The organism is Alteromonas sp. RW2A1, from assembly GCF_001886475.1.
GTDB classification, from domain to species: domain Bacteria; phylum Pseudomonadota; class Gammaproteobacteria; order Enterobacterales; family Alteromonadaceae; genus Alteromonas; species Alteromonas hispanica.
This window is the reverse complement of record NZ_CP018031.1, coordinates 2,735,404-2,760,975: the sequence shown is the minus strand read 5'-3', so window position 1 is coordinate 2,760,975 and position 25,572 is coordinate 2,735,404. Positions and strand designations below refer to the sequence as shown.

General features: G+C 44.5%; 17 protein-coding genes, 2 tRNA genes and 3 rRNA genes. 16 read left to right on the top strand and 6 right to left on the bottom strand.

Annotation, left to right across the window (positions count from 1 at the left end; translation table 11 throughout):
* Window positions 1–3: 3 nt before the first annotated feature.
* The 3 genes from prsT to xdp1 (BM528_RS12305) form a co-directional block, all read right to left on the bottom strand.
* Window positions 4–2,817, bottom strand: a complete 2,814-nt coding sequence (gene prsT, locus BM528_RS12315; RefSeq protein ID WP_071981298.1) for an XrtA/PEP-CTERM system TPR-repeat protein PrsT — start codon at window positions 2,815–2,817, stop codon at window positions 4–6.
* A 102-nt stretch (window positions 2,818–2,919) separates the two neighbouring features.
* Window positions 2,920–3,771, bottom strand: coding sequence for an exosortase-dependent surface protein XDP1 (gene xdp1, locus BM528_RS12310; protein WP_071980063.1), 852 nt, complete (start codon window positions 3,769–3,771; stop codon window positions 2,920–2,922).
* A 155-nt stretch (window positions 3,772–3,926) separates the two neighbouring features.
* Complete coding sequence (gene xdp1 / locus BM528_RS12305) at window positions 3,927–4,874, bottom strand: exosortase-dependent surface protein XDP1 (protein ID WP_071980062.1); 948 nt, start codon at window positions 4,872–4,874, stop codon at window positions 3,927–3,929.
* Window positions 4,875–5,232: 358 nt separating this feature from the next.
* Between xdp1 (BM528_RS12305) and pssA the strand changes: the two genes are divergently transcribed.
* The 7 genes from pssA to BM528_RS12270 all read left to right on the top strand — a co-directional run bounded on the left by pssA (window position 5,233) and on the right by BM528_RS12270 (window position 15,513).
* The gene (pssA, locus tag BM528_RS12300) at window positions 5,233–6,042 is read left to right on the top strand and encodes a CDP-diacylglycerol--serine O-phosphatidyltransferase (RefSeq protein ID WP_071980061.1); all 810 of its coding nucleotides are present in this window, start codon (window positions 5,233–5,235) and stop codon (window positions 6,040–6,042) included.
* Window positions 6,043–6,619: 577 nt separating this feature from the next.
* A 16S ribosomal RNA gene (locus tag BM528_RS12295) occupies window positions 6,620–8,147 on the top strand.
* A 312-nt stretch (window positions 8,148–8,459) separates the two neighbouring features.
* Window positions 8,460–8,535, top strand: a tRNA-Ala gene (locus BM528_RS12290).
* A 117-nt stretch (window positions 8,536–8,652) separates the two neighbouring features.
* Window positions 8,653–8,729, top strand: a tRNA-Ile gene (locus BM528_RS12285).
* A 429-nt stretch (window positions 8,730–9,158) separates the two neighbouring features.
* Window positions 9,159–12,051, top strand: a 23S ribosomal RNA gene (locus BM528_RS12280).
* 323 nt (window positions 12,052–12,374) lie between these two features.
* A 5S ribosomal RNA gene (gene rrf, locus BM528_RS12275) occupies window positions 12,375–12,490 on the top strand.
* The 16S, 23S and 5S rRNA genes sit together here with 2 tRNA genes alongside, the layout of an rRNA operon.
* A 452-nt stretch (window positions 12,491–12,942) precedes the next feature.
* Window positions 12,943–15,513: a TonB-dependent receptor plug domain-containing protein gene (locus BM528_RS12270; RefSeq protein WP_071981297.1), complete on the top strand. Its 2,571-nt coding sequence runs from the start codon at window positions 12,943–12,945 to the stop codon at window positions 15,511–15,513.
* A gap of 215 nt (window positions 15,514–15,728) precedes the next feature.
* Here the strand turns inward: BM528_RS12270 and BM528_RS12265 are convergent, their stop codons facing one another.
* Window positions 15,729–16,286: an acyl-CoA thioesterase gene (locus tag BM528_RS12265; RefSeq protein ID WP_071980060.1), complete on the bottom strand. Its 558-nt coding sequence runs from the start codon at window positions 16,284–16,286 to the stop codon at window positions 15,729–15,731.
* A 179-nt stretch (window positions 16,287–16,465) separates the two neighbouring features.
* Here BM528_RS12265 and BM528_RS12260 point away from each other — a divergent pair, with 179 nt between their 5' ends.
* The 9 genes from BM528_RS12260 (at window position 16,466) to BM528_RS12220 (ending at window position 24,357) form a co-directional block, all read left to right on the top strand.
* Complete coding sequence (locus BM528_RS12260; protein WP_083595278.1) at window positions 16,466–17,089, top strand: flavin reductase family protein; 624 nt, start codon at window positions 16,466–16,468, stop codon at window positions 17,087–17,089.
* Between the two features lie 101 nt (window positions 17,090–17,190).
* The gene (locus tag BM528_RS12255; protein WP_071980058.1) at window positions 17,191–17,847 is read left to right on the top strand and encodes a cupin domain-containing protein; all 657 of its coding nucleotides are present in this window, start codon (window positions 17,191–17,193) and stop codon (window positions 17,845–17,847) included.
* 185 nt (window positions 17,848–18,032) lie between these two features.
* Window positions 18,033–18,896 carry an alpha/beta fold hydrolase gene (locus tag BM528_RS12250; protein ID WP_071980057.1) on the top strand — a complete coding sequence of 288 codons (864 nt, stop codon included), beginning with the start codon at window positions 18,033–18,035 and terminating at the stop codon, window positions 18,894–18,896.
* Between the two features lie 121 nt (window positions 18,897–19,017).
* Entirely contained in the window at window positions 19,018–20,670 is a 1,653-nt protein-coding gene (gene fadD / locus BM528_RS12245) for a long-chain-fatty-acid--CoA ligase FadD (RefSeq protein ID WP_071980056.1), read from the top strand.
* 55 nt (window positions 20,671–20,725) lie between these two features.
* Entirely contained in the window at window positions 20,726–21,883 is a 1,158-nt protein-coding gene (rnd, locus tag BM528_RS12240) for a ribonuclease D (protein ID WP_071981296.1), read from the top strand.
* A gap of 45 nt (window positions 21,884–21,928) precedes the next feature.
* Complete coding sequence (locus BM528_RS12235; protein WP_071980055.1) at window positions 21,929–22,225, top strand: YcgL domain-containing protein; 297 nt, start codon at window positions 21,929–21,931, stop codon at window positions 22,223–22,225.
* Between the two features lie 31 nt (window positions 22,226–22,256).
* Window positions 22,257–23,198 carry a lytic murein transglycosylase gene (locus BM528_RS12230; protein ID WP_232230646.1) on the top strand — a complete coding sequence of 314 codons (942 nt, stop codon included), beginning with the start codon at window positions 22,257–22,259 and terminating at the stop codon, window positions 23,196–23,198.
* The gene (locus BM528_RS12225; protein WP_071980053.1) at window positions 23,198–23,863 is read left to right on the top strand and encodes a fumarylacetoacetate hydrolase family protein; all 666 of its coding nucleotides are present in this window, start codon (window positions 23,198–23,200) and stop codon (window positions 23,861–23,863) included. Before BM528_RS12230 ends, BM528_RS12225 begins: the two co-directional genes overlap by 1 nt.
* Window positions 23,863–24,357 (top strand): YcgN family cysteine cluster protein, encoded by a 495-nt coding sequence (locus BM528_RS12220; RefSeq protein WP_071980052.1) that lies wholly within the window; start codon window positions 23,863–23,865, stop codon window positions 24,355–24,357. Before BM528_RS12225 ends, BM528_RS12220 begins: the two co-directional genes overlap by 1 nt.
* Window positions 24,358–24,494: 137 nt before the next feature.
* On the opposite strand, the gene BM528_RS12215 is transcribed toward BM528_RS12220, so the two are convergent.
* Together BM528_RS12215 and dsbB are read right to left on the bottom strand one after the other, a co-directional pair.
* Window positions 24,495–25,046 carry a GNAT family N-acetyltransferase gene (locus tag BM528_RS12215; protein ID WP_071980051.1) on the bottom strand — a complete coding sequence of 184 codons (552 nt, stop codon included), beginning with the start codon at window positions 25,044–25,046 and terminating at the stop codon, window positions 24,495–24,497.
* Entirely contained in the window at window positions 25,043–25,570 is a 528-nt protein-coding gene (gene dsbB / locus BM528_RS12210) for a disulfide bond formation protein DsbB (RefSeq protein WP_071980050.1), read from the bottom strand. The genes BM528_RS12215 and dsbB overlap by 4 nt, the downstream gene beginning before the upstream one ends.
* Window positions 25,571–25,572: the final 2 nt, after the last annotated feature.

Here is a 25,572-nt window from a genome sequence, read left to right as displayed (position 1 = left end):
TTTTTATAGGCTCTCCAATAGTGCCCTTGCTTGAGGGCGCTTGAAGAATGGGCGCTCTACATTTACCGCATACTCAAGTTCTTTCTTCGCTTCATCGATTCTGTTGAGTTTTGCGAGGGTATAGCCAAGGTGATAGCGAATATTTGGATCTTTAGCATCTCTGGCAAAAGCGTCTCTAAGCATTTTTAAGCTTTGCTCATACTCACCTCGCAGCGCCTTTATATGGCCATAGGTATTTAGAATACTTGCTGAGTTTGGTTGGAGCTCAAAGGCTTTTTGCGCATAGTTTCTCGCGGTAACGAGTGAATTCTCTATGCTCATTATTGCCAGTCGATTATAGGCTTCTGCTGGGTTAAGCAAATTAGGCTCTTCAACCAACTCTTCATATAAAGTAGTCGACTCTTCAAAATCTCGGATAAAAAATAAATACTGCGCCAATAAATTTTTGGCCAGTAGGTTGTTGCCGTTTTCTTTTACCATCTCTCGGGCAGTGCTTAGAAAAACATCCACAAACTGTTCGTTGAGAGCATAGCTATAGATAGCAATGAAAGCTTGGGCAAAACTTGGATCAATAGCTAATGCGCGTTTATAAGCGTTAACTGCGGACTCGCTTTTGTCTAGGTTAGCATTAAGCCTACCCGTCAAGAAATGATAGACCGGACTCTGCTGCTGCTCTTTCGATAGGCTGCTCAGTAATGTTTTCGCTTTCTCATTGTTTTGTAGGTCTAGTAGAAGGCTCGCGTAGCGTAAGGTAACAAACGTATTGCCGTTGGAAATTTCATAGGCTCTTGCCATGGCAGCCTCTGCTGCTTCGTTGTTACCAATAGCGCGAACCTGCTCCATATAAGTGATTAACTTACCCACATCATTGTTGATAAAGTTGCGAACAATACTTAATGTTTTCTCTGCATCAGCGCGTTCGTTGGTTTGTATTTGCAATGCAGCCTTACGAAGAAGATAGTCTGCATTATCAAAATCATCTTTTAGCAGTAGATCTAAGTGATACAGCGCATTTTTGGTGTCGCCCTGCTGTTGATATAAAGATGAAAGGCGTTCTCTTGCCGCCATGTTTGATGGTGATAGCGTGAGAATATCTAGATAAATCTGTTTAGCCTTATCTAACTCACCTTCTTTTGAAAGGTTAAATGCTTTGAGCATCAATGTTTCGTTGTGCTGAGGAGATAGCGTTAATAGCTCTTCGATAAGCTGATTAGACTGCTCAACATTGCCTAATCTACTTTGCGTGGCGGCTAAATTAAATTTCGCTGGGAATAACGTAGGGTTTTGTTTCAGCGCTTTTTCGATATTGGTTTTTGCGTCTTCAAGAAGTCCCTGACGTATTAGAATTCCGGCCTTCAAGTTATACACTTCGGCTTCATTAGGAAATAAGGCACTAAGGAGCTCTGCGCCGTTCAATGCTTTATCAAATTTTTCGGCTTGCAAGTTCATTAGCGAATAAGTAAATAGGAATCCTCCGTTATCACGGTACGCTGGTAGATTGTCTTCTAATATAGAAAGTGCCTCTTCTCGCTTGCCTCTTGCGGCCATCAGCTTAATTTTGAAAAGCTGTAACTTGCCTTCGTTAGGATATTTATACTCTAAGTTTTGCAGTAAACGTTCCGCTTTAAACGCTTTGTTTTGGCTTATAAAAAGATTGCCAAGCATAAGTGCTGAATCGGGGTCTTCCATAAGCGATTCCTGATGACGTTCAAGTAGTAGTAGCGCTTGCTTATCCTGCTGTGTGGCCATATAAACCTGACTTAGCATCAACACTGCTTGCAGATCGTCAGGCTCTTTTTGCAAGTAAGAAGTGAAATCCTTCGCTGCAGTTTCCATATTGTTATTGAAAAAGTTAGTTAGCCCGCTGATGTACAAAAGCATAGGTTGTGAGGTAATAAGTTCTGGGTCTAGCTGCGCCATAAACTCATTCAGCTCTTTTAGCTTTTCATTATCTATCGCCTGTTCGTTGTCTCTACTTTGAAGCCAGCTGTTGAGAAGTATGGCAAGCGGATCATTCGGTGTATCTTCAATAATCTCGTCTACAAACACTTTAGCGGTGTCGTAGTCTTTAGCTTCTAAATAGAGGTCTACGAGATTACGCAGAGCAATGGGATCGTCCCGATTAAAGGTTAATGCTTTTTGTAAGTGTGCAGTTGCTGCATCCTTGTCGCCCTGCCGATAAGCAAGTTGGCCTTTCAATCGCCACGTTATGGCGTTTTCTGGCTCTACATCCATAGCTCTGTTGATGAGTGTCGACGCCTTCGTTAAATCTTCGTTTTGAAGAGCAATTGAGGCTAAACCATTTATCGCAGGCACAAAGTTGGGGGCGCGAGATAAGAGTGCGTTGTAATCTTTAAGGGCACAGGCTTCATCTTCTAAACGAATGCATGCAGTGGCGCGGATAAGCAGCCATTCTTGCTCAGAGTCACCCGAGAGTTTGTCTAGCTCTTCAAAGTCGACGATATCTTGGTATTTGTTCAAAAACAGCCAAGTATTTCCTAGGGGCTCAGCGACTAAATTGATATCGGCCCCCATTTCTAATGCTTCAACAAACTCTAGTTCTGCTGCGGTAAGGTAACCATTAATAAGTAAGATTTCCCCCATGAGAATTTTAGCGGCTAAATTTTCAGGGTCTTTTTGCAGGCTATTTTTAAGGTGTATATACGCTTCGTCATACTCACTTTGATTGAACGCTGTTAACGCCTTCTCGTAATCCTCTGATGTTGTGGCAAAACCGTTCACGGTGAAAAAAGAGGTGGCGATGACAGAGAAGAGAGCGCGTTTAACAAAGCGCTTTTTATTATTAAACAAGTTCATAGTTACCTTTGGATTTGCCTTATTCAAGCATAAAAATAGCATAAAAAAAGGTGGCCTAAGCCACCTTGTAAAGATACGTGTTTTTTAACTGTTTTAAAACAATTAAGCGCGACGTTTGCGTCTGTAAAGCACTAAACCAAGACCTAAGCTCATTAACGCGAGTGCTCCGGGCTCGCTGACTTGGGCTGGTGGAGTAGTGTTATTAACCTGTTTAGTATTAAACTGAATTGATGATATTTTAAACGCATCATTGTTCTCATCCCCACCAATATCCCCGAAGGCTTTGTTATAAGCGCCAACAAGCCAGTAATTGGAATATTCGTTATCTAAAGAACTTAAGTCTGCTACACCGTTATTTTTGCCACCTGTAATATTGAAAGAGGCTGATATCGCATTGAGAGCTATAGTGCCCCACGATTCTCCTTCTATCTCAGGCGCGCCTTCGATAGATACAACAGAAACTTGCTGATCCTCACCATTATTAGCATTCCATCCAAAATCGATTTGAGAGACATTTACTTCTGAATCAAAAGAAAACAACAGATATTCAAATGAATTTACAAATGTTCCGTTTACTTTATCACTATAGTTATCAATGGTTTGGTGATCGCCTGGTGACTCCAAGTTATTTCTTATTCCATAACCATATCCATCAACAAGTTGAGCTGTTGCAGATTCTATAGTGTCAAGGTCTTCAGTTGTTTCAACAGATGTGTTTCTACAAAAAATCCAGATACAAGTTCTTCCAGAAATAGTTTGTACAGATATTGCGGTATCCGCCCATGCAGATATCGCAACATTTACTCCATCAATATCTATTCCAGAGGGGCTCAATACACCAGACGCATCATACGTCATAAGGTCATATGAATACTCTTTTATTAATGTGTCTTCAGCATTTACTAGACTGATTTGCAAGGCAACCAAAACAAAAAAGGAAATCAATTTTTTCATTAATATAAACTACTACAACAACTACAGATATTGCTTGAAAGCACAGAGTGTGCCAGTTTTAACCTTTTGTTTTTGCTCGATAATATTTGAATGAAGTTTTGTGGAGTAAAAAAAACTGACAGGTTGTACCACTTGTCATTGATCTAAAGTCTAGTTTAGTTAAACAGAGTTTTACGACGCAACATTGCAAACAAAGAACAAGCCATTAGCAAGCCCACAGTGCCAGGTTCTGACACTTCAGTTGTGTTTGATGTTTCCGCAATTTCCTTAACAGAAAAATCAACAGCTGCTAATTTAAACGCATCATTTCCAACACGCCCACCAATATTGCCGAAAACAGTATTGTATGCACCAACTAGCCAGTAATTTGCGGCATCTTTAAATGTGAAATTGGCCGCATAATCAGAATTCCCAGAGCTTTTTATGTCAAATGAACCTGTAGTTAGCGCATCGTCCACAATATTGCTCCACGTGCTGGTGCCCGACGTTAGTATCGACGTATTATTAAGTGCTGCAACTGAAACTTGGCTATCGTCTAAATTAGCGAGCCATGAGAATCCAGCACCCGTAAGCGTGACTGCTTTATCAAAAGATAACAAAACAAAATCATAATCACGTTCAACATTTGTTATGCCACTAAAATAGGCATTGTTGCTACCTTGGCTGTAGTGGTTTACGTTATCGATAGCATGATCAGACCATCCGTAATAACCGGCTTCATCATTATTTGTAACGCCATATGCCCACTTGTCAGATATTTTTTCTAAGCTAGCTCCAACAACAACTTCGTTGTGAATATTTTGCGTATCTGCAAAGGCTGCTAGTGAAATTTTCACTCCATTAACTGTTACATTAGAGTTTGCAGCATTAGTTCCATAAGATACGCCATCGGCCACTAGGTCATACGGTTTGTTTGTATCGTTGCTATATGTATTTTCTTTTAAAGAGGAGTTGCAAGCGTGTTTCGCACTCTTTGAATTACAGTTTTTATAAAAGTCTTTATTTTTCTTTGCGTAGGCTGGAGATGCGGTCACTGTAAATGCGAACAATAGAGGTAAAACTAGAAATATTTGACCTAATTTTGAATTGCAAGATTTGTACATAGTAAGACTCCTGAAGCCCAGCTTGTGATTGGCGCTCTGAAATGAGTGCTTGGCACTCAATATGGCGTGTACTAAACGCGCATTGATGAATACATATGATAAATAAATGGATTAGAGAGTTAGGTATGTACCTTGATACTTTGTTATTGCTTATAGGCAATAACCGTGCAGACAAACAGATTTATTTTGTGTGAAAACGAGGGAGGTAAAGCAAGGAGCTTATTTAGTCACCTCATAAAATATGCGGAAAAGGTACTAATAATGTTTCTTACGAAAGCCAACATTCCTTACTTTACTATGCGCAAACCAATATCTATGGAATAATTACATCATTATATATGTAGAGCTATGAGGACATATGTCTGAACAAAAGCGTAAAGGGATATACTTGCTCCCCAACTTATTAACTACTGCGGGTCTGTTTTCAGGCTTTTTTGCGGTTGTGTCATCTATGAATGGTCGTTTCGAAGCTGCGGCTGTTGCTATCTTTGTCGCCATGATCTTTGACGGGCTCGATGGTCGAGTTGCTCGTATGACTAATACGCAAAGCGACTTCGGGGCTGAATACGACTCTATGGCAGATATGGTGTCGTTTGGTATGGCTCCAGCATTGGTGGCATATAACTGGGGGTTAACCGAGCTAGGTAAGCTGGGCTGGCTTGCTGCGTTTGTTTATGTAGCAGGAGCCGCGTTGAGGTTGGCAAGATTTAATACGCAAGTAGGTATAGCAGACAAACGCTTCTTCCAAGGGTTAGCAAGCCCAGCAGCTGCGGCGGTTGTATCTGGCCTTGTGTGGGTTGGCGTAGAGTACGATGTTAAAGGTACAGACTACGGTATTGTTGTCGCTATAGTAACAGGCCTTGCTGGCTTGTTTATGGTAAGCAATTTTAAATATAACTCTTTTAAAGAAGTGAACTGGCATGGAAAGGTTCCATTTGTCGCGTTGCTACTTGTACTACTTATATTCATTGTGGTGGCAACTGAACCAGCGCTAGTTTTATTTATTGTTTTTGCGTTATATGCACTTGCTGGTCCTATCAATACATTTAGAACAGTTGATAAAGTTACTTTAGATGATGTCGTTGGCGACCATGAAGAAGATGCAGATTTTAAAAGTGCCAAGCGCAATGATGTACAGCAACCCAACGATGAACAGAAAAACGGGTAATCTTTGCACTGTGTCTGAAGATAACCTTGTAAAAGGTAGGCAGCAATAGTTAGTGTGACTCTAGAATTACTCAGCGAAATAGTAGCAGTTTTGATAAAAGCGCTGGTTAAATACACGTTTAGATTAAAAAGCGACCGAAAGGTCGCTTTTTTTATGTTTATTTAAAAAAGTAGTTGACGTGAGCGCTCATTTCCCTAAAATGCGCATCCGCTTCGGGGGAAAAGCAAAACAGCAATCCTTCTGAAGTAAGTCTCTACTACCTTTATAGGCCAGTAAAGACGGGAGTTTAGAAGAAACGCTTTAGAAAATAAATTTTCAAAAAGTGTTGACAACGAAAGCTTCCAGCGTATAATGCGCACCTCACTCGAACAGGGTGAGCCACTAAGAAGCAAAGCGCTTCGCGGTGAGCAAGGAAAACGAATCAACTGAGAGTAATGTTGGTCTTCCTTGCGCAGAAGTCACGACAAAAAGCGTCATGATTCTGCACGATGTTCTTTAACAATTTAGACAAGACAATCTGTGTGGGCACTCGTTAAGAGTGTCACAACGACGATTCATATTTCGATATATTTATATTTAATTGAAGAGTTTGATCATGGCTCAGATTGAACGCTGGCGGCAGGCCTAACACATGCAAGTCGAACGGTAGCAGGATGTGCTTGCACATCGCTGACGAGTGGCGGACGGGTGAGTAATGCTTGGGAACTTGCCTTTGCGAGGGGGATAACAGTTGGAAACGACTGCTAATACCGCATAACGTCTACGGACCAAACGGGGCTTAGGCTCCGGCGCAGAGAGAGGCCCAAGTGAGATTAGCTAGTTGGTGAGGTAAAGGCTCACCAAGGCGACGATCTCTAGCTGTTCTGAGAGGAAGATCAGCCACACTGGGACTGAGACACGGCCCAGACTCCTACGGGAGGCAGCAGTGGGGAATATTGCACAATGGGGGAAACCCTGATGCAGCCATGCCGCGTGTGTGAAGAAGGCCTTCGGGTTGTAAAGCACTTTCAGTTGTGAGGAAAAGTGAGTAGTTAATACCTGCTCACCGTGACGTTAGCAACAGAAGAAGCACCGGCTAACTCCGTGCCAGCAGCCGCGGTAATACGGAGGGTGCGAGCGTTAATCGGAATTACTGGGCGTAAAGCGCACGCAGGCGGTTTGTTAAGCTAGATGTGAAAGCCCCGGGCTCAACCTGGGACGGTCATTTAGAACTGGCAGACTAGAGTCTTGGAGAGGGGAGTGGAATTCCAGGTGTAGCGGTGAAATGCGTAGATATCTGGAGGAACATCAGTGGCGAAGGCGACTCCCTGGCCAAAGACTGACGCTCATGTGCGAAAGTGTGGGTAGCGAACAGGATTAGATACCCTGGTAGTCCACACCGTAAACGCTGTCTACTAGCTGTTTGTGACTTTAAGTCGTGAGTAGCGAAGCTAACGCGATAAGTAGACCGCCTGGGGAGTACGGCCGCAAGGTTAAAACTCAAATGAATTGACGGGGGCCCGCACAAGCGGTGGAGCATGTGGTTTAATTCGATGCAACGCGAAGAACCTTACCTACACTTGACATGCAGAGAACTTTCCAGAGATGGATTGGTGCCTTCGGGAACTCTGACACAGGTGCTGCATGGCTGTCGTCAGCTCGTGTCGTGAGATGTTGGGTTAAGTCCCGCAACGAGCGCAACCCTTGTCCTTAGTTGCCAGCATTGGGCACTCTAAGGAGACTGCCGGTGACAAACCGGAGGAAGGTGGGGACGACGTCAAGTCATCATGGCCCTTACGTGTAGGGCTACACACGTGCTACAATGGCATTTACAGAGGGAAGCGAGACAGTGATGTGGAGCGGACCCCTTAAAGAATGTCGTAGTCCGGATTGGAGTCTGCAACTCGACTCCATGAAGTCGGAATCGCTAGTAATCGCAGGTCAGAATACTGCGGTGAATACGTTCCCGGGCCTTGTACACACCGCCCGTCACACCATGGGAGTGGGATGCAAAAGAAGTAGTTAGTCTAACCTTCGGGAGGACGATTACCACTTTGTGTTTCATGACTGGGGTGAAGTCGTAACAAGGTAACCCTAGGGGAACCTGGGGTTGGATCACCTCCTTACCATTACGTCGATAGACGCACTTGATGCAGTGCCTACACAGATAGTCTTGTTTATATTTAAAGACGACTTAAATTAAAGGCCTATAGCTTTGATTTAAGATCAAACCTAAGTGTTTTGAATTAAGCACTATGATCTTTATCAATTAGGAAAGCTGATATTAATAGTAATCAATCAAAATTGAGTAACTGAGAAGTCGAAAGACGTACTTTTTACTCTACTTGACTTGAATTGCTGATTACGTCGAAAGACGCACTTGATGCAGTGCCTACACAGATAGTCTTGTTTAAAAATGAAGAACGACACAAGTTTATGGGGCTATAGCTCAGCTGGGAGAGCGCCTGATTTGCATTCAGGAGGTCAGCAGTTCGATCCTGCTTAGCTCCACCATCTACTTGAAACTGAGCTTGCATAAGCGAAGTTTACTGAAGGCTTGTAGCTCGGATGGTTGCAGCCCTGCCCTCGAATAAGAGCGGTGAGGTCACAACGCCGACCGGCTTGAAAAATAGGCTTGTAGCTCAGCTGGTTAGAGCGCACCCCTGATAAGGGTGAGGTCGGCAGTTCAAGTCTGCCCAAGCCTACCATTTCCTTGCTTTAAGAAAGGAAGGTAACAAAGGTGGAAACGTGTCACGTTGGACCCGAAATCCTAATGAATATTTACTGTTTCAGTAAGCATTGATTAGGGTTTTTTACCCTGAGGGAGCATTTACGATACTTTAAAGAGTAATGTTGGTCCTCCTTGCGCAAAAGTCATGACAAAAAGCGTCATGATTTTGCACGATAGTTCTTTAACAATTTGGAAAGCTGATATTAATAGTAAATGCATGACAAGCTAATCGGAAGAATTGCCTTGCTATCAATCAATGTTGATAACAAGCAATTCAAGTCAAGTAGAGTAAAAGTACGTCTTTCGACTTCTCAGTTACTCAATTTTGATTGAACAACATTACCCTTGTCCGAATTCAAAAGGCGGACATGAGGCCGATACTCAAGGCTTTTTAGGGTTGTTGTATGGTTAAGTGACGAAGCGTATACGGTGGATGCCTTGGCAGTTAGAGGCGATGAAGGACGTGTAAGTCTGCGAAAAGCTGTGGTGAGCCGACAAAATGCATTTGAGCCACAGATGTCCGAATGGGGAAACCCACCTGTTTACAGGTATCGTTACATGAATACATAGTGTAACGAGGCGAACGAGGGGAACTGAAACATCTAAGTACCCTTAGGAAAAGAAATCAATTGAGATTCCCCTAGTAGCGGCGAGCGAACGGGGAGCAGCCCTTAAGCTGTTTAGTGTGTAGTGGAATCCTTTGGGAAGAGGAGCGATACAGGGTGATAGCCCCGTACACGTAGCGTGCTTTACAGTGAAATCGAGTAGGTCGGGACACGTGTTATCTTGACTGAATATGGGGGGACCATCCTCCAAGGCTAAATACTCCTAACTGACCGATAGTGAACCAGTACCGTGAGGGAAAGGCGAAAAGAACCCCTGTGAGGGGAGTGAAATAGAACCTGAAACCGTATACGTACAAGCAGTGGGAGCCCCAAGCAGGGTGCTTAGTGATGGGGTGACTGCGTACCTTTTGTATAATGGGTCAGCGACTTATATTTAGTAGCAAGGTTAAGCGAATAGCGGAGCCGTAGCGAAAGCGAGTGTTAACTGCGCGTTGAGTTGCTAGGTATAGACCCGAAACCCGGTGATCTAGCCATGGGCAGGTTGAAGGTTGAGTAACATCAACTGGAGGACCGAACCGACTGACGTTGAAAAGTCAGCGGATGACTTGTGGCTGGGGGTGAAAGGCCAATCAAACCGGGAGATAGCTGGTTCTCCCCGAAATCTATTTAGGTAGAGCCTCGGACGAATTCCATTGGGGGTAGAGCACTGTTAAGGCTAGGGGGTCATCCCGACTTACCAACCCTTTGCAAACTCCGAATACCAATGAGAACTATCCGGGAGACACACGGCGGGTGCTAACGTCCGTCGTGGAGAGGGAAACAACCCAGACCGCCAGCTAAGGTCCCAAAATATTGCTAAGTGGGAAACGATGTGGGAAGGCATAGACAGCTAGGAGGTTGGCTTAGAAGCAGCCACCCTTTAAAGAAAGCGTAATAGCTCACTAGTCGAGTCGGCCTGCGCGGAAGATGTAACGGGGCTAAGCAATATACCGAAGCTGCGGCAGCACAGTTTACTGTGCTGGGTAGGGGAGCGTTGTGTAAGTGGATGAAGGTGAGTTGTAAAGCTTGCTGGACATATCACAAGTGCGAATGCTGACATGAGTAACGATAATGGGAGTGAAAAACTCCCACGCCGGAAGACCAAGGTTTCCTGTCCCATGCTAATCAGGGCAGGGTAAGTCGGCCCCTAAGGCGAGGCAGAAATGCGTAGTCGATGGGAAACGGATTAATATTTCCGTACTTATATAATCAGTGATGGAGGGACGGAGAAGGCTAGGCAAGCTTGGCGTTGGTTGTCCAAGTGAAAGCGAGTAGGCCGAGAACTTAGGTAAATCCGGGTTCTTAAAGCTGAGACGCGAGACGAGCTCCCAAGGGAGTGAAGTTGTTGATGCCCTGCTTCCAGGAAAAGCTTCTAAACTTATGATTATATGAACCGTACCCCAAACCGACACAGGTGGTCAGGTAGAGAATACTAAGGCGCTTGAGAGAACTCGGGTGAAGGAACTCGGCAAAATTGTACCGTAACTTCGGGAGAAGGTACGCCTCTGTTTGTGAACACTTCGCGTGGTAAGCAAATGGAGGCCGCAGTGACCAGGTGGCTGGGACTGTTTATTAAAAACACAGCACTCTGCAAACTCGTAAGAGGACGTATAGGGTGTGACACCTGCCCGGTGCCGGAAGGTTAATTGATGGGGTTAGCGTAAGCGAAGCTCTTGATCGAAGCCCCGGTAAACGGCGGCCGTAACTATAACGGTCCTAAGGTAGCGAAATTCCTTGTCGGGTAAGTTCCGACCTGCACGAATGGTGTAACCATGGCCACGCTGTCTCCACCCGAGACTCAGTGAAATTGAAATCGCAGTGAAGATGCTGTGTACCCGCACCTAGACGGAAAGACCCCGTGAACCTTTACTACAGCTTGGCACTGAACATTGAACCTACATGTGTAGGATAGGTGGGAGGCTTCGAAGCACAGTCGCTAGATTGTGTGGAGCCGTCCTTGAAATACCACCCTTGTATGTTTGATGTTCTAACATTGGTCCCTTATCGGGATTGTGGACAGTGTCTGGTGGGTAGTTTGACTGGGGCGGTCTCCTCCCAAATAGTAACGGAGGAGCACGAAGGTTAGCTAATCACGGTCGGACATCGTGAGGTTAGTGCAATGGCATAAGCTAGCTTAACTGCGAGACAGACACGTCGAGCAGGTACGAAAGTAGGTCATAGTGATCCGGTGGTTCTGTATGGAAGGGCCATCGCTCAACGGATAAAAGGTACTCCGGGGATAACAGGCTGATACCGCCCAAGAGTTCATATCGACGGCGGTGTTTGGCACCTCGATGTCGGCTCATCACATCCTGGGGCTGAAGTCGGTCCCAAGGGTATGGCTGTTCGCCATTTAAAGTGGTACGCGAGCTGGGTTTAGAACGTCGTGAGACAGTTCGGTCCCTATCTGGTGTGGGCGTTGGATGATTGATGGGAGCTGCTCCTAGTACGAGAGGACCGGAGTGGACGAACCGCTGGTGTTCGGGTTGTCATGCCAATGGCATTGCCCGGTAGCTACGTTCGGAACGGATAACCGCTGAAAGCATCTAAGCGGGAAGCCGGCCCAGAGATGAGTCATCCCTGACCTTTAAGGTCTGGAAGGGTTGTTATAGACGATGACGTTGATAGGCAGGGTGTGGAAGCGTTGTAAGGCGTTAAGCTAACCTGTACTAATTGCCCGAGAGGCTTAACCATACAACAACGCCTAAAAGGCTTCGAAGAGAAGTTGGCGTTGTAAGCAAATGATAAGCAAATCGATAGGATGTGACAAACAACAATATGTACTGTTTGTCCTCCTTGCGCAAAAGTCATGATAAAAAGCAATCATGATTTTGCACGACAAATAGAGTAAAAAGTAGTTACTCACTGATTGAATTAATATCAAACTTTCCGATTTGTTAGTTATTAAGCAACGATGATTAAATAGACTCTAAAGAGTACTGTTGGTCCTCCTTGCGCGTAGTTATTAAAAAGAGCAGCATGACAAAAAGCATCGTGATTCTGCACTAAAAGTTTTTCCTGGCAGCCATAGCGATACGGTACCACCTGACTCCATTCCGAACTCAGAAGTGAAACGTATTAGCGCCGATGGTAGTGTGGGGTTTCCCCATGTGAGAGTAGGACACTGCCAGGTCCCATTAAGAAGAACCCGCCTAACGGCGGGTTTTTGCTTTCTGCACCAGAGAAAAATAATGGGGTCAAAGTACTTTATTACTTTAAATATCAGAACCGGTTATACCTTTATCGCCAGTGCCGTTAAATCAGAGAAATGTACTCTGACCCCGCTACTTACTGTGTGTTCTACTTACGGGCTACTAAAGTAAAAGCAGCGCGACAAAGAGCGTCACGATTTTGCACCACTAAACCCGCCTAACGGCGGGTTTTTTTGCTTAATGTACTCTGATCCCATAATCGTGAGGATACTGTAGTGTTAAAAAATTACCGTGGGCAGAGCTTTCGATAGACTTCCTAAAGAAAAAAACACATTATAAACATAAGCTTACAATAGAAGGTGTTCGGAAGGTATAAATGTGTAGATGCCGTTAGTCTTATATGCAAATCAACGCCTATTGGAGGCAGCTTGGAATGCAACAAGCAAAACATGGCGTCATGGCTTTTAAGCTTTCAATAATTGCAAGTGCAGTGGCAGGAGCTGCCTTTTCTTCATCATTACTTGCTCAGCAGCAGTCTCCAGAGCAGGCTGCCCTTGAAACAGACATTGAACAAATTCAAATTGTGGGTTCTCGCAGAGTAGGGCGCACCATTAATGATTCACCAGTGCCTATCGACATTATTGATGCATCATCTATAGAAGCAACGGGTCTTACTGAAACCAATATGATCCTTAATCAGTTGCTGCCGAGTTTTAACTTTCCACAGCCGTCTATTACCGATGGTACCGACCACGTGCGTCCGGCGCAGCTTCGCGGCCTTGCACCCGATCATACATTGGTACTGGTAAACGGAAAGCGTCGCCACACCTCTGCGCTGTTAAACTTAAACGGCTCGGTAGGTCGCGGCTCATCGGCGGTTGATTTAAACGCGATTCCAGCAAACGCTATTAAACGTATTGAAGTATTGCGCGATGGCGCTGCAGCGCAGTATGGTTCAGATGCTATTGCAGGTGTTATCAATATTGTATTAAAAGATGCCAATGAAGGCGGCAATATTTCAGCAATTTACGGTGCAAACGTCACTACAATGGACGGTGTACCTAACCTAGAAAGTGTTTCTACCAATGAGCAAGGTAACCTGGTATTTAACACAGGTTCAGATAGAGAACTCACCGACGGTCAAACCTTTACCTTGCGCGGCAATGTTGGCTTTGAATGGGGCGACGACGGTTTTGTTAATGTGTCTGCAGAGTACCGCGACAGAGGTCAAGCAAATAGGGCAGACTTCGACCCTAGAGAAAATTATTCTCGTGATGCGAACGGAAACATCGACGAGAGAGAATTAACGGTTAATCGTTACAATCACGTGTACGGTAATGGTGAAGTTGAAGACTATGCGCTATTTGTTAACGCGGGAAGGGCTATTACCGATGACATTGAATTTTATGCTACAGCAGGGCTAAGTAGCCGTGATTCATTAGGTGGTGGTTCTTACCGTCGCGCACAAGATAGCCGAAACGTTTTAGATATTTATCCCAACGGCTTTCTTCCATCTATTCAAACAGATATCTCAGATATGTCGCTAATCACAGGCATAAAGGGATACGGTGAAGTCTGGAATTATGATTTGTCACTTACTCACGGTGGGAATGAACTTGAATACAGCGTTGTGAATAGCTTAAACACTTCACTAGGCCCATCAAGTCAGACAGATTTTAATGCCGGCACACTTGAATACAACACCACAATATTCAACGCCGATGCCTCTCGCTTAGTAGATACGGGGGTTTTTTATAGCGAAATGAACTTTGCTATGGGCGCCGAGTATCGCTACGAGAGTTACGACATTACGGCGGGCGAAGAGAACTCGTACATACAAGGCACGTTTGGGCCAGGCGGTGTAGCGACTGACCCAGTTGACGGACCTTTTGGTGCTGCAGGCTCTCAGGTATTCCCTGGTTTCACCCCTGCTTCAGCGGGAGACAACAGCCGAAACAACTACAGTATTTATGTGGATTTAGAAGCTGACGTAACTGAGAGTTGGAATGTTGCGGTTGCCGGTCGTTTTGAAGATTATTCTGATTTTGGTAGTACGTTTAATTGGAAGGTATCTCAAAGATATACCCTAAGTGATGCATTTGCTCTTCGCGCGTCGGTATCAACTGGTTTTCGCGCGCCGTCGCTACAGCAGCAGTATTTTACCTCGGTGGCTACCACGTTTGTTGACGGTGAGCCGACGGAAACAGGTACATTTGCGCCTTCTAGTGATGTGGCACAAGCCCTTGGTAGCCCAGGTCTCGACGCAGAAGAGTCGAATAACTACAGTGCCGGTTTTACCTATTCACCCACTGCAGACTTCAACCTAACGGTTGATTTTTATCGCATTGATATTGATGATCGCATTGTGTTGTCGAACAACCTGTCAGGTCAAGCTATCGAAAGCCTGCTTGAAGGTACTGGTGCTACCCGCGCAAGGTTCTTCTTAAACGCCATTAATTCCAGAACAGAGGGTGTGGATATTGTTTCCACCTACACGCTGAATACCTCAGATTTTGGTGCATTTAATTTTAATGCAGGGATTAACTTTAACGACAATGAAGTTACTGATATTTTGGATGCACCAGCAGTGCTTCAGGGGGCAGGCTTCGACCAAGGTAATTTATTCTCAGACGTTGAACTACGTCGCTTTGAGACAAGCGCCCCAGATAGCAAAGTAAATTTGGGCGTAACCTGGTCTTACGATATCTATTCAACCACGCTGCGAACAACTCGCTATGGCGAGGTTGAAGACCCGTCATCGGTTGAAGCACGAAACGAGATAATACCGTCTGAGTGGATTACCGACCTTGATGTACGCGTTGCTATTACCGACCAACTCGCTGTGTCGGTGGGCGCGAACAACATTTTTGATGTTTATCCAGAAGCAACACGAGACCTTGTAGATGAAGTTACAACGTTCTCGAATATATTCCCGTATTCAAGCTTTTCGCCATACGGTTTCACCGGGCGCTATGTTTACGGTAAGGTATCTTATAGCTTCTAATAATGGGCTAACACCGCCTGATACTTTGCCTTAAAAAAGCCTCGCTGCGCTCTAATGTGCAGCGAGGTTTCTTTATATTCTTGTTTGTTAACGCTATACGTTTAACGCTCTCTAATACTCTATATTAGCCACATTCTTATGACACGTTTTTAAAGGTTAGCTCTCTTGAAACCAACTCCCTTAAGCCAGCTCTTTTAAGAACACCTCTTTTAACATCAACTGTTCTTGTCAAACGTGATGTTGCCTCGGTGCTTGTCTACTAACGCAAAATCTTCTTCTGGGATAAACGTGTCGTAATCGCGCTGAAGTTTTATTTGTGCCTCTTTACGAATCTTGCTTCGTCTTATTGCAGTAACAAAATGACGCATTTCTTGGTGCGTGGTTAACTCTAACTCAGGTACCTGCACCGGCTTTCCATCATCGTCTTTTGCCACCATGCTGAAAAAGCTATTGTTTGTGTGTTTCACATCGTTAGATTTAATATTTTCAGTGGTTACTTTTATGCCTACCACAAGCGACGTGTTACCTACAAAATGCACAGTGGCATCTAAATGCAATAAATCACCTACTTCAACAGGCTGTAAGAATTCTACGCCATCAACGGTTACGGTAACGCAGTAAGCGCCAGCGTGCTTACTGGCACATGCATAGGCTACTTTGTCCATCAACGATAAAATAACCCCTCCGTGTACCTTGCCGCCGAAGTTGGCGTAAGACGGCACCATGAGTTCGGTTAAACGAGTTCGAGAAAATGCAACATTGCGAATAGCCATTTACCACCTTATTGTGAGTAATTTAAAGGGTCGATATAAACGATCGAGAATGAAAAATACGCGTATTATCACTGATAGAACATATTTAATGTGAATAGCGATGCAGTCACGATTATTCGTGAAGGATAAATCCCTATTGCTACAATAAATAAACTAACAATATTTGTGAAGGAATGGTTTTGTCTTCAATACATTTTTATCAACCGAAAGACGGACATGGCTTAGCCCACGATCCGTTTAATGCCATTATTGCTCCTCGTCCTATTGGTTGGATTTCCACACAATCTTCTCAAGGCGTTCTTAATCTGGCGCCCTACAGCTTTTTCAATGCACTAAATTACACGCCACCCATTATCGGCTTTTCAAGTGTGGGCGATAAAGACTCGCTAAATAATGCTCGCGAAACCGGTGAGTTTTGCTGGAACCTTGTCTCTAAGCATCTTGTAGATGCCATGAACGAAACCAGCAGGCCACTCTCTCCTGAGGAAAGCGAGTTTTCAGCATCAGGTTTAAGTACCGCTAGTAGTCAGGTTGTTGCGGTTCCAAGAGTGAAAGAAAGCTTAGTGTCGATGGAGTGCAAAGTAACCGATATCACTCAGTTAAAGTCGGCAAAAGGCGAGCTGGTAAACAGCTGGTTTATTATGGGAGAAGTCGTAGGTGTGCATATCGACAAATCACTCATTGAAGATGGTGTTTACAAAACGCTGAAAGGAGAGCCCGTAATGCGCGGCGGCGGAGCGGGTGACTACTTTTCTATTAGTGAAAGTAACTATTTTGAATTGCGCCGTCCAGGCGCCAAATAAATTCTTGATGTAACGGCGCTAACTAAAAGTGCTAAATATAAGCGTCAACTATAAGCGCCAACGATAAGCGAAAAATTTAAACGTTAGCCAGGATAAGCAGCATGTTAAATATGAATTTTGATGAGCGGATGGTGATTGATACACAGCCAATGCCGTGGCAAGCATCGCCATCGAGTACGGTGTGGCGTAAACCGCTAGAGCGAGAAGCAAAAGAGTCGGGGCATACTACCAGTGTGGTTAAGTATGAAGCTGGCGCGAGTTTTAGTGAACACGGTCACCCCTATGGCGAGGAGATTTTCGTTCTAGAAGGTGTGTTTTCCGATGAGCACGGCGATTATCCTGCGGGTACCTATTTACGCAACCCACCAGGCAGTAAGCATAGCCCGTTTAGTAAAGAAGGATGTGTGATACTGGTAAAATTAAACCAGTTCGACCAACGTGATGTTCAAGAAGTTAGGGTTGATACAAGTAATACGCCATGGCTACAAGGGCAGGGCGGATTGCAGGTAATGCCTCTGCATAACTTTGAACACGAGCACGTTGCACTGGTTAAATGGCCTGCGGGAGAGGTGTTTAAGCCTCATCGTCATTTTGGCGGTGAAGAGATATTTGTTTTATCTGGTACATTTAAAGACGAAGCTGGGGAATACCCAACAGGGACCTGGATGCGAAACCCGCATATGAGTCAGCATCATCCGTTTGTTGATGAAGAAACTGTTATTTGGGTGAAGACAGGGCATTTGCCAGTCGCGTTATAGCTGTCATTAGCTAATACTGCTAATGCGGGTTAAACAAAATAAAAAGGCCCTATGTTTGCCGCTTTTTTATTTCATTAGTTTTTGACTTTGCAGGTGGGCGGCACTTATTTGCCGTATTTACGCCGCACTTATGCCGCAATAGTGCGCAGTTGTATAGCGATAGGGCCGCAGTAATAAGGAAAAACATGGTAGAAAAATCGTTTAACGCAGGTGCTGTTAAAATTGCCGCATTAGATAATCAAGGTGCTGGGCAGGTAGTCATTGGTCTTCATGGTTACTTAGACAACGCGGCGAGTATGCAGGCACTGGCTCCTCATCTGACGTCTTATCGCTATATTGCCATCGACTTGGCAGGGCACGGCCATTCGTCCCACCGTCCGATAGTTGCCTATTATAATCAGGCTGATTATTTACAAGACCTACATGCGTTAATAGAGGATCAGGGGTTTAAAGACGTTATTCTTATCGGGCATTCATTGGGTGGTATTCTGGTTACTATGTACGCTGCTTTATTTCCCGAGAACGTGAAGGCTGTAGTTAGCATAGATGCCTGTGGTCCGCTAACGCAGAGTGAGGAAACTTCACAACAGCAGATGCGCGATGCGCTGCTTAGCCGCTTTAATAAAACTCAGAACAAAATGCTCAGCGCGGCTGCAAAAGTTAAACCAGCGGTGAAGTTGGAAGACGCAGTCACTGCTCGCTGTAAAATTTCTGATATGCAGCCTGAGCATGCACGCCAAATACTTGCGCGCAATATGACCAAAACCGATGATGGAACCACATCTTGGTGCAGCGACCCTATGTTGCGAACCAAAAGCGTACTTCGATTGACCGAGGCACAGGCCAAAAATCTGATGGAATCCATCTCATGTCCTATCCTGTTCATTGGTGCGTCTGATAGCTTTAAGAATTTGCCTCAGGTTTTTGAAAAACGAAAGGGGTGGTTTAAATCTGCGCAGTATGAGCAATTTGTAGGCGGTCATCATATTCATATGGAAAAAGTTAACGATGTAGGGAGTCGAATTGTTCAATTTGTTGAGCAAATGTAAATTGCAGCGTTTATTTTTTTTTACACTTCCTATACTATTCGCAGGTTATCAGACCAGTTACATGGGCACGGCGTCTCTCGGGCTCAAATATTAGTATAAGAATAAAGTAAAGGAGGTTTTGGTGGAAAAAACCTGGCTTAAACATTACGACCCTCGCGTATCCGCAGAAATTGATGCCGACCGCTACGATTCTGTTGTCGACATTTTTGAACAGTCGGTGAAAAAATTTAAAGACAAAGAAGCCTTCATTAATATGGGGCACTCAATTACGTTTGGCGAGCTAGACACACTATCAGCCCAATTTGCCGCTTATCTGCAAGCAAGCGGATTAAAGCGCGGCGATGCCGTGGCGATAATGATGCCAAATCTTCTTCAATATCCTGTCGCCATGTTCGGTATTTTGCGAGCAGGTATGGTCGTTGTTAATGTTAACCCGCTTTACACAGCCAGAGAGCTTAAGCATCAGCTAAATGATGCCGATGCCAAAGCAATTGTAATAGTAGAAAACTTTGCGTGTACCCTTGAAGCAGTTATAGGCGACACGAAAGTGAAAGAGGTTTTCCTAACGGCGCTAGGCGATATGCTTCCTGCACCAAAACGTTGGGTAGTTAACGCCGTCGTAAAATACGTTAAAAAGATGGTGCCGTCTTTTAATCTGTCTGACACAACATCATTTATGTCAGCGGTGAAAAAAGGGCAGTCTTTAGAGTACAAACGCCCGAATATAGAAAGCTCAGACTTAGCTTTTTTACAATACACGGGTGGAACAACCGGCGTATCGAAAGGCGCTATGTTAACTCATAGAAATATGGTGGCTAACTTAGAACAGGTGTCTGGCATACTTGAAACTGTGATTGAAGAAGGCAAGGACTTCGTAGTAACCGCGCTGCCGCTTTATCACATATTTGCGCTGCTAGCTAACTGCCTCATGTTTGTGAAATATGGCTGCCGCAACTTACTCATTACTAACCCAAGAGATATGCCTGCGTTTGTAAGTGAGCTGGGTAAATATCCGTTTACTATCTTACCTGGTGTTAATACGCTGTTTAACGGTCTTCTCAATACTCCGGGGTTCGACGAATTAGATTTTTCTAACTTTAAGTTCGGGCTTGGTGGCGGCATGGCAGTACAGCGCCCTGTTGCAGAGAAGTGGGAAAAGGTCACCGGTACTGTATTGCTAGAAGGTTACGGTTTAACTGAATGCTCGCCGGTTGTTGCGGTTAACCCGCCTCAAATAGACGCCTATAAAGGCGCTATTGGTATGCCTGTTCCTTCAACCGATATCAAGCTACTTGACGACGATGGCAACCCTGTGGAAAAAGGCGAGCCGGGCGAGATGTGGGTAAAAGGTCCTCAAGTAATGAAAGGGTACTTGAACAGACCCGAAGCGACTGAAGATATTTTAAAAGACGGCTGGTTAGCTACTGGTGACATTGCAACCGTAGACGACGAAGGTTATTTCTATATTGTTGACCGCAAAAAGGATATGATCCTAGTATCTGGTTTCAATGTGTTTCCAAATGAAATTGAAGAAGTTGCCGCTATGCATGAAAATGTTGTAGAGGCAGCTGCCGTAGGCGTTCCTCACGAAGTGAGCGGTGAAGTGGTTAAATTATTTGTTGTGCGCAACAATGATACACTGACCGAAAAAGAAGTAATTGCACATTGCCGTAGTCAGCTTACCGGCTACAAAGTACCTAAACATGTTGTCTTTAAAGACGACTTGCCGAAGACCAATGTGGGTAAAATACTGCGTCGAGAGCTTAGAGACTAAAGCCTTTGTTTTTAAAGCCGGCGTTAGCCGGCTTTTTTATTTATTATGCGAAAACATGCAATATCAATTAATTACAACGTATGAACAGTTAGTCGCGGTCTGCAATTTAGCTCAGCAGCAAAAAGCAGTGGCGCTAGATACAGAGTTTGTTCGCACTCGAACACTCACACCTCACCTTGGGCTAATTCAGCTTTACGATGGCGAGCAGCTTCTGCTAATCGATCCATTAGCCATAGACAACATGCAGCCTTTTATCGATTTACTAGAAAATAAGTCTGTGGTGAAAGTGTTGCACTCTTGCTCAGAAGATCTTGAAACGTTTCTCGTTGCCTTTAGTACCATTCCCGAGCCCGTGTTCGATACTCAGTTTGCTGCTAGTTTGTTGGATATGGGACCTAGTCTTGGCTATGCGCGTCTTGTCGAAATGATATGTGACGTCAGCCTCGATAAGGGAGAGTCTCGGACCGACTGGATTGCCAGGCCTCTGAGAGAATCTCAGCTAAGTTACGCAGCCAATGACGTATTGTATCTGCTACCTTGCTATCACGAGCTGGTGGGGAAAATAAAAGCAATTGGCAAGGAGCATTGGGTCTATCAAGAAATAAACCTCCTGGCGGACAAAAAGCGTGCTGAGATGCCGGCAGACTTTGCGTACTTGAGTATAAAAAACAACTGGCGACTCAACAGCGAACAGCTCACCGTGCTTCAAGCTCTAGCGTCTTGGCGTTTAACTACGGCTAGAAATAAAGATATCGCGCTAAACTTTGTGTTTAAAGAAGGGCATATGTTTGAAGCCGCTCAGCGCCTGCTGTCGAGCAAGTCTGAGTTGTCAAAAATCAACGGTGTAAATTACCAATCTGTGCGTCGCTATGGTGAAACCATTATTTCATTGATTGAAGAGGCGCGGGCTCGGTTTGCACAAACGCCGGTAAAATTGCGACTACCACAAGTCTTGCGGCTTATCGATATTCCTCAATATAAGAAAACGTTGGCTGATCTCAAAGCAATTAGCGAGCAGATTGCTCGGGAAAACGGCGTTAATAACGAAGTGGTTTCATCGAAGAAACAGTTAAACCAATTATTAAAATGGTATTGGTTCAGTGTTGACGATACTCGCGTTCAAGGGCTTAAACCCGACGTACTTTCAACATGGCGAGAGCCCCTGTTTTTGCCTAAAGTGAAAGCACTTTTAGGTGAGCTACCAGACAGATAATACATTAAGAACATTCACGCTCGATTAGAAAAGAAGAGTATTTTTATGTTGTGTGCGGTTTACAAAACTCGAAAGAAGCAGGGCATGTACCTGTATGTTGTTAAGAAAGGCAATTTCGATGACGTGCCTGCGCCTTTGTTAGAGCGCTTTGGTCACCCAGAACTTGTTACGTTATTGTCATTAGATAAACGGGATAAAGTAGCGGGCATTGATAAGAAAAAACTAGAAGAAGAATTAACCAGCAACGGTTTTTATCTGCAAATGCCGCCTAAGGAAGATGATTTATTGTCATCACATCGCGAAGCCCTTGGTTTGTCATCTACACCGGATGTAAAGTTTTAACATGCGCGTATTATTACTTTTAGTTGCGCTGATGTTCACCGCGACATCCTCTGTTTTTGCTGCGGGTGAGAGTGACTTTAACGCCTATGTAAAGAGTTTGAAAAATGAAGCACTTGAACAAGGTTTCAGTTCGACTTTGCTAGATAGGGCTTTTAACGATATTACGTTTCGCCCTACAGCTGTCAAAGCTGACAAAAATCAGCCAGAAAAGAAAATTACCTTAGACGATTACATTGTATCTCGTGTGCCAGATTGGAAAGCTGAACAAGCAGTACAACAATACCTGTCTAATAGGGCACTTCTCGATAAAATTGGCGAGGAGTATGGTGTGCAGCCTCGGTTTATCGTTGCCTTATGGGGCAATGAGTCCAATTTTGGTAAAATACAGGGCTCTTATAGCGTGCTTTCTGCTCTTGCGTCGCTAGCTTATGAAGGGCGAAGAGAAGCGCTGTTTAAAAAGAACTTTTTCGCTGCACTTACTATTTTAGATCAGGGCCATATTCCGATAGACTCTTTTAAAGGTTCTTGGGCTGGGGCACTGGGCCAGACGCAGTTTATGCCTTTATCCTTTTTAACCTATGCAGTCGATTATGATGGTGATGGTAAAAAAGATATTTGGGGCACTCCAGCAGATGTATTTGCCTCGATAGCAAATTACTTGTCCTCAGAAGGGTGGGATGACTCGGGCACGTGGGGGCGGCAGGTTCGTCTTACTCAAGACGTGCCCATTTCAGGCCTGTCAAAAGCAAATATGCGACCGCTGTCTTACTGGCAAGAGCAAGGCGTGAGGCGATTCGACGGCTCAGATTTACCTAAGGTAGATGTTAAAGCGTCTTTGATTATGCCTGACGGCAAAAGTGGAAGAATTTATCTGGTGTACAACAACTTCCATACGCTAATGAAATGGAATCGTTCCTCTTATTTTGGTGTGTCTGTAGGGTATTTGTCTGAGCGAATAAAGAGAGGCTATTAATGGCTTATCAACATAAACAAGAGTCTGGTGAGGCTATACCGCTTCCTGTCAATAAAGTGGTGTGTATTGGTAGAAACTACCTAGACCATATCCAGGAAATGAATTCGGTTGTCTCTGAACAGCCATTGCTTTTTATGAAGCCTAAGGCATCAATGTGTCATATGTCTTCACCTATCGTAATACCCTCTGATAATGGTTCCTGTCATAACGAACTTGAAGTGGCGGTGTTGCTCAAAAATACCTTAAAAAACGCCAGTGAGTCTGATGTTGCAAGTGCTATATGGGGTATTGGATTAGGTTTAGATCTTACGTTAAGAGACATTCAGGCCTCGCTCAAAAAGCAAGGCCAGCCGTGGGAACGAGCAAAGGCTTTCGACAATAGTGCACCTTTGTCACCATTTGTGCCTATTGAGCAATTTGACGGTCTTGACGACTTGCGCTTTACCCTCGAAATTAATGGTGAAGTTCGACAGCAAGGGCACACAGCTTTAATGCTGCACAAGGTTATTCCTTTAATAGCGCATATGTCTTCTGTATTTACGCTAGACGCTGGCGACGTTATTTTAACTGGCACGCCAAAAGGTGTTGGACCGCTTTATGAAGGCGATACGGTTACAGCATCGCTTAGCGCTTATTTCTCTGTTCAAACAAAGGTTACTGCGTAATGTCGGCACCATTTTGGGAAACCAAATCACTTGAAGAAATGAACCAGTCAGAATGGGAGTCGTTGTGCGACGGGTGCGGTAAGTGCTGTTTACATAAGTTTATTGATGATGAAGACGCACAGGAATACGCGCCTACAGACTTCATTAACGCCAACGAGCAAATTCATTACACCAATATCGTATGCTCGTACCTCAACACCAAAAAGTGCGAATGTACTGAGTACGAAAACCGCACAACGCTGGTTCCCGATTGCGTTAAACTAACTAAAGAGAATTTGAAAGACATATTCTTTATGCCCACAAGTTGCACTTACAGAAGATTGCACGAGGGAAGGGGAATGCCTTCTTGGCATCCTTTACTTAACAAGGGAAAGAAGCATGTTATGCATGCCAAAGGTATGTCTGTTCGCAATAAAACCGTATTCGAAACAGATGTAGATTTGAATGAGTTTGAAAATTACATTGCTATCTGGCCGTTAGAAGACCTCGACTAACTATCTGCTTAGAATATAACTTTTTGAACAATACTTTTTAGAGCGCTCATATAAAAGCGCTTAAATTAAAACACTGAACTTGGAACACCTTAATGAGATACGAGCTTGGATGACAGCTTCAGGTGGGAATGTGCAGTTTAGTCGTTTACAAGTGCGTATAACAAAGCATCTCTGCCAAATACGCGCTTACGGCACAAGCCTTCTTTTATAGCGCCTATACGCTCTGCTACGCGCAAACTGGCTTTGTTGTTAGGCTCTACAAAACATTCAAGGCGGTGTAAATTCATCTGCGAGAACGCCAGCTTTTTAAGTGCGTTGCATATAGCTGTAGCAAGGCCCCTTCCACAGGCATCCGGTCTCAGCCAATAGCCTAAATTAGCGCTGAGATGGGCGTGGTGAATGTGGTTAATGATCCCCATCCCCAAACAGCGGTCTTCATGGACCAATAAGTACGTAAGCCCATAACCGCTCTCTCTTGCTTTTTCCATATCATTTATGCACTGCTTCGAAAGTGCAGGCGTAACTGGACACACCGATGAGCCAAACCAAGGCTTAACATGTTGAATAGACTGCTGCCCAGCTTCGCACAGCATATCGCGATGCTTTAATGCAATACGCTGTATCGAGACAGGGCCTTGCTCTGTGTGAATAGGCGGCAAGCGAGAGGGGAGAATGGATAAATCAATCAAAAGGGCTTTTTATCCAATAGCCGACATGCAAATACAATCACAAATGCTATGGCATAGACAGCAAAGATAATTTGCATCCATTCAGCCATTCCCATGGATAAAAATTGCCATGTATTTTCTAAGCAATCGCCTTCGGCGGCAAACACAGCAGGTAGCCACTCATGAAGCTGCAGCCAAGAAGGGAAGTTCGGTACTATTTCGCAGCTGGCAAAAAACGGATTTGACGCATTTAAGATTTCTACGTGTTCTGTGGCAATTAAATAGCCCCACACCGCAGAAACGGCCCAGCCAGCAAAGCCGAGCATTCTGGTAAAGCCGTTATTGCTGATAAGCACAATGAGCGCCGCTAGCACAATGCCATACATTGCTGTGCGCTGATAGATACACATTATACAGGGCTTTAACCCCATGGCGTATTGGAAGTACAGAGCGGCAACTTCAAGCGCCAAAGACGAAGCAAACAGCACAAGCCAAGACGACTTGTGCTCTGCCCACCGGCTTATTCCGCTAATCACAGTGCGCATAT

What these genes read in the sequence shown, in the direction of transcription:
- prsT (WP_071981298.1), bottom strand. Translation starts at nt 2,817, where the DNA reads ATGAACTTGTTTAATAATAAAAAGCGCTTTGTTAAACGCGCTCTCTTC.
- xdp1 (WP_071980063.1), bottom strand. Translation starts at nt 3,771, where the DNA reads ATGAAAAAATTGATTTCCTTTTTTGTTTTGGTTGCCTTGCAAATCAGT.
- xdp1 (WP_071980062.1), bottom strand. Translation starts at nt 4,874, where the DNA reads ATGTACAAATCTTGCAATTCAAAATTAGGTCAAATATTTCTAGTTTTA.
- pssA (WP_071980061.1), top strand. Translation starts at nt 5,233, where the DNA reads ATGTCTGAACAAAAGCGTAAAGGGATATACTTGCTCCCCAACTTATTA.
- BM528_RS12270 (WP_071981297.1), top strand. Translation starts at nt 12,943, where the DNA reads ATGCAACAAGCAAAACATGGCGTCATGGCTTTTAAGCTTTCAATAATT.
- BM528_RS12265 (WP_071980060.1), bottom strand. Translation starts at nt 16,286, where the DNA reads ATGGCTATTCGCAATGTTGCATTTTCTCGAACTCGTTTAACCGAACTC.
- BM528_RS12255 (WP_071980058.1), top strand. Translation starts at nt 17,191, where the DNA reads ATGTTAAATATGAATTTTGATGAGCGGATGGTGATTGATACACAGCCA.
- BM528_RS12250 (WP_071980057.1), top strand. Translation starts at nt 18,033, where the DNA reads ATGGTAGAAAAATCGTTTAACGCAGGTGCTGTTAAAATTGCCGCATTA.
- rnd (WP_071981296.1), top strand. Translation starts at nt 20,726, where the DNA reads ATGCAATATCAATTAATTACAACGTATGAACAGTTAGTCGCGGTCTGC.
- BM528_RS12235 (WP_071980055.1), top strand. Translation starts at nt 21,929, where the DNA reads ATGTTGTGTGCGGTTTACAAAACTCGAAAGAAGCAGGGCATGTACCTG.
- BM528_RS12230 (WP_232230646.1), top strand. Translation starts at nt 22,257, where the DNA reads ATGTTCACCGCGACATCCTCTGTTTTTGCTGCGGGTGAGAGTGACTTT.
- BM528_RS12225 (WP_071980053.1), top strand. Translation starts at nt 23,198, where the DNA reads ATGGCTTATCAACATAAACAAGAGTCTGGTGAGGCTATACCGCTTCCT.
- BM528_RS12220 (WP_071980052.1), top strand. Translation starts at nt 23,863, where the DNA reads ATGTCGGCACCATTTTGGGAAACCAAATCACTTGAAGAAATGAACCAG.
- dsbB (WP_071980050.1), bottom strand. Translation starts at nt 25,570, where the DNA reads ATGCGCACTGTGATTAGCGGAATAAGCCGGTGGGCAGAGCACAAGTCG.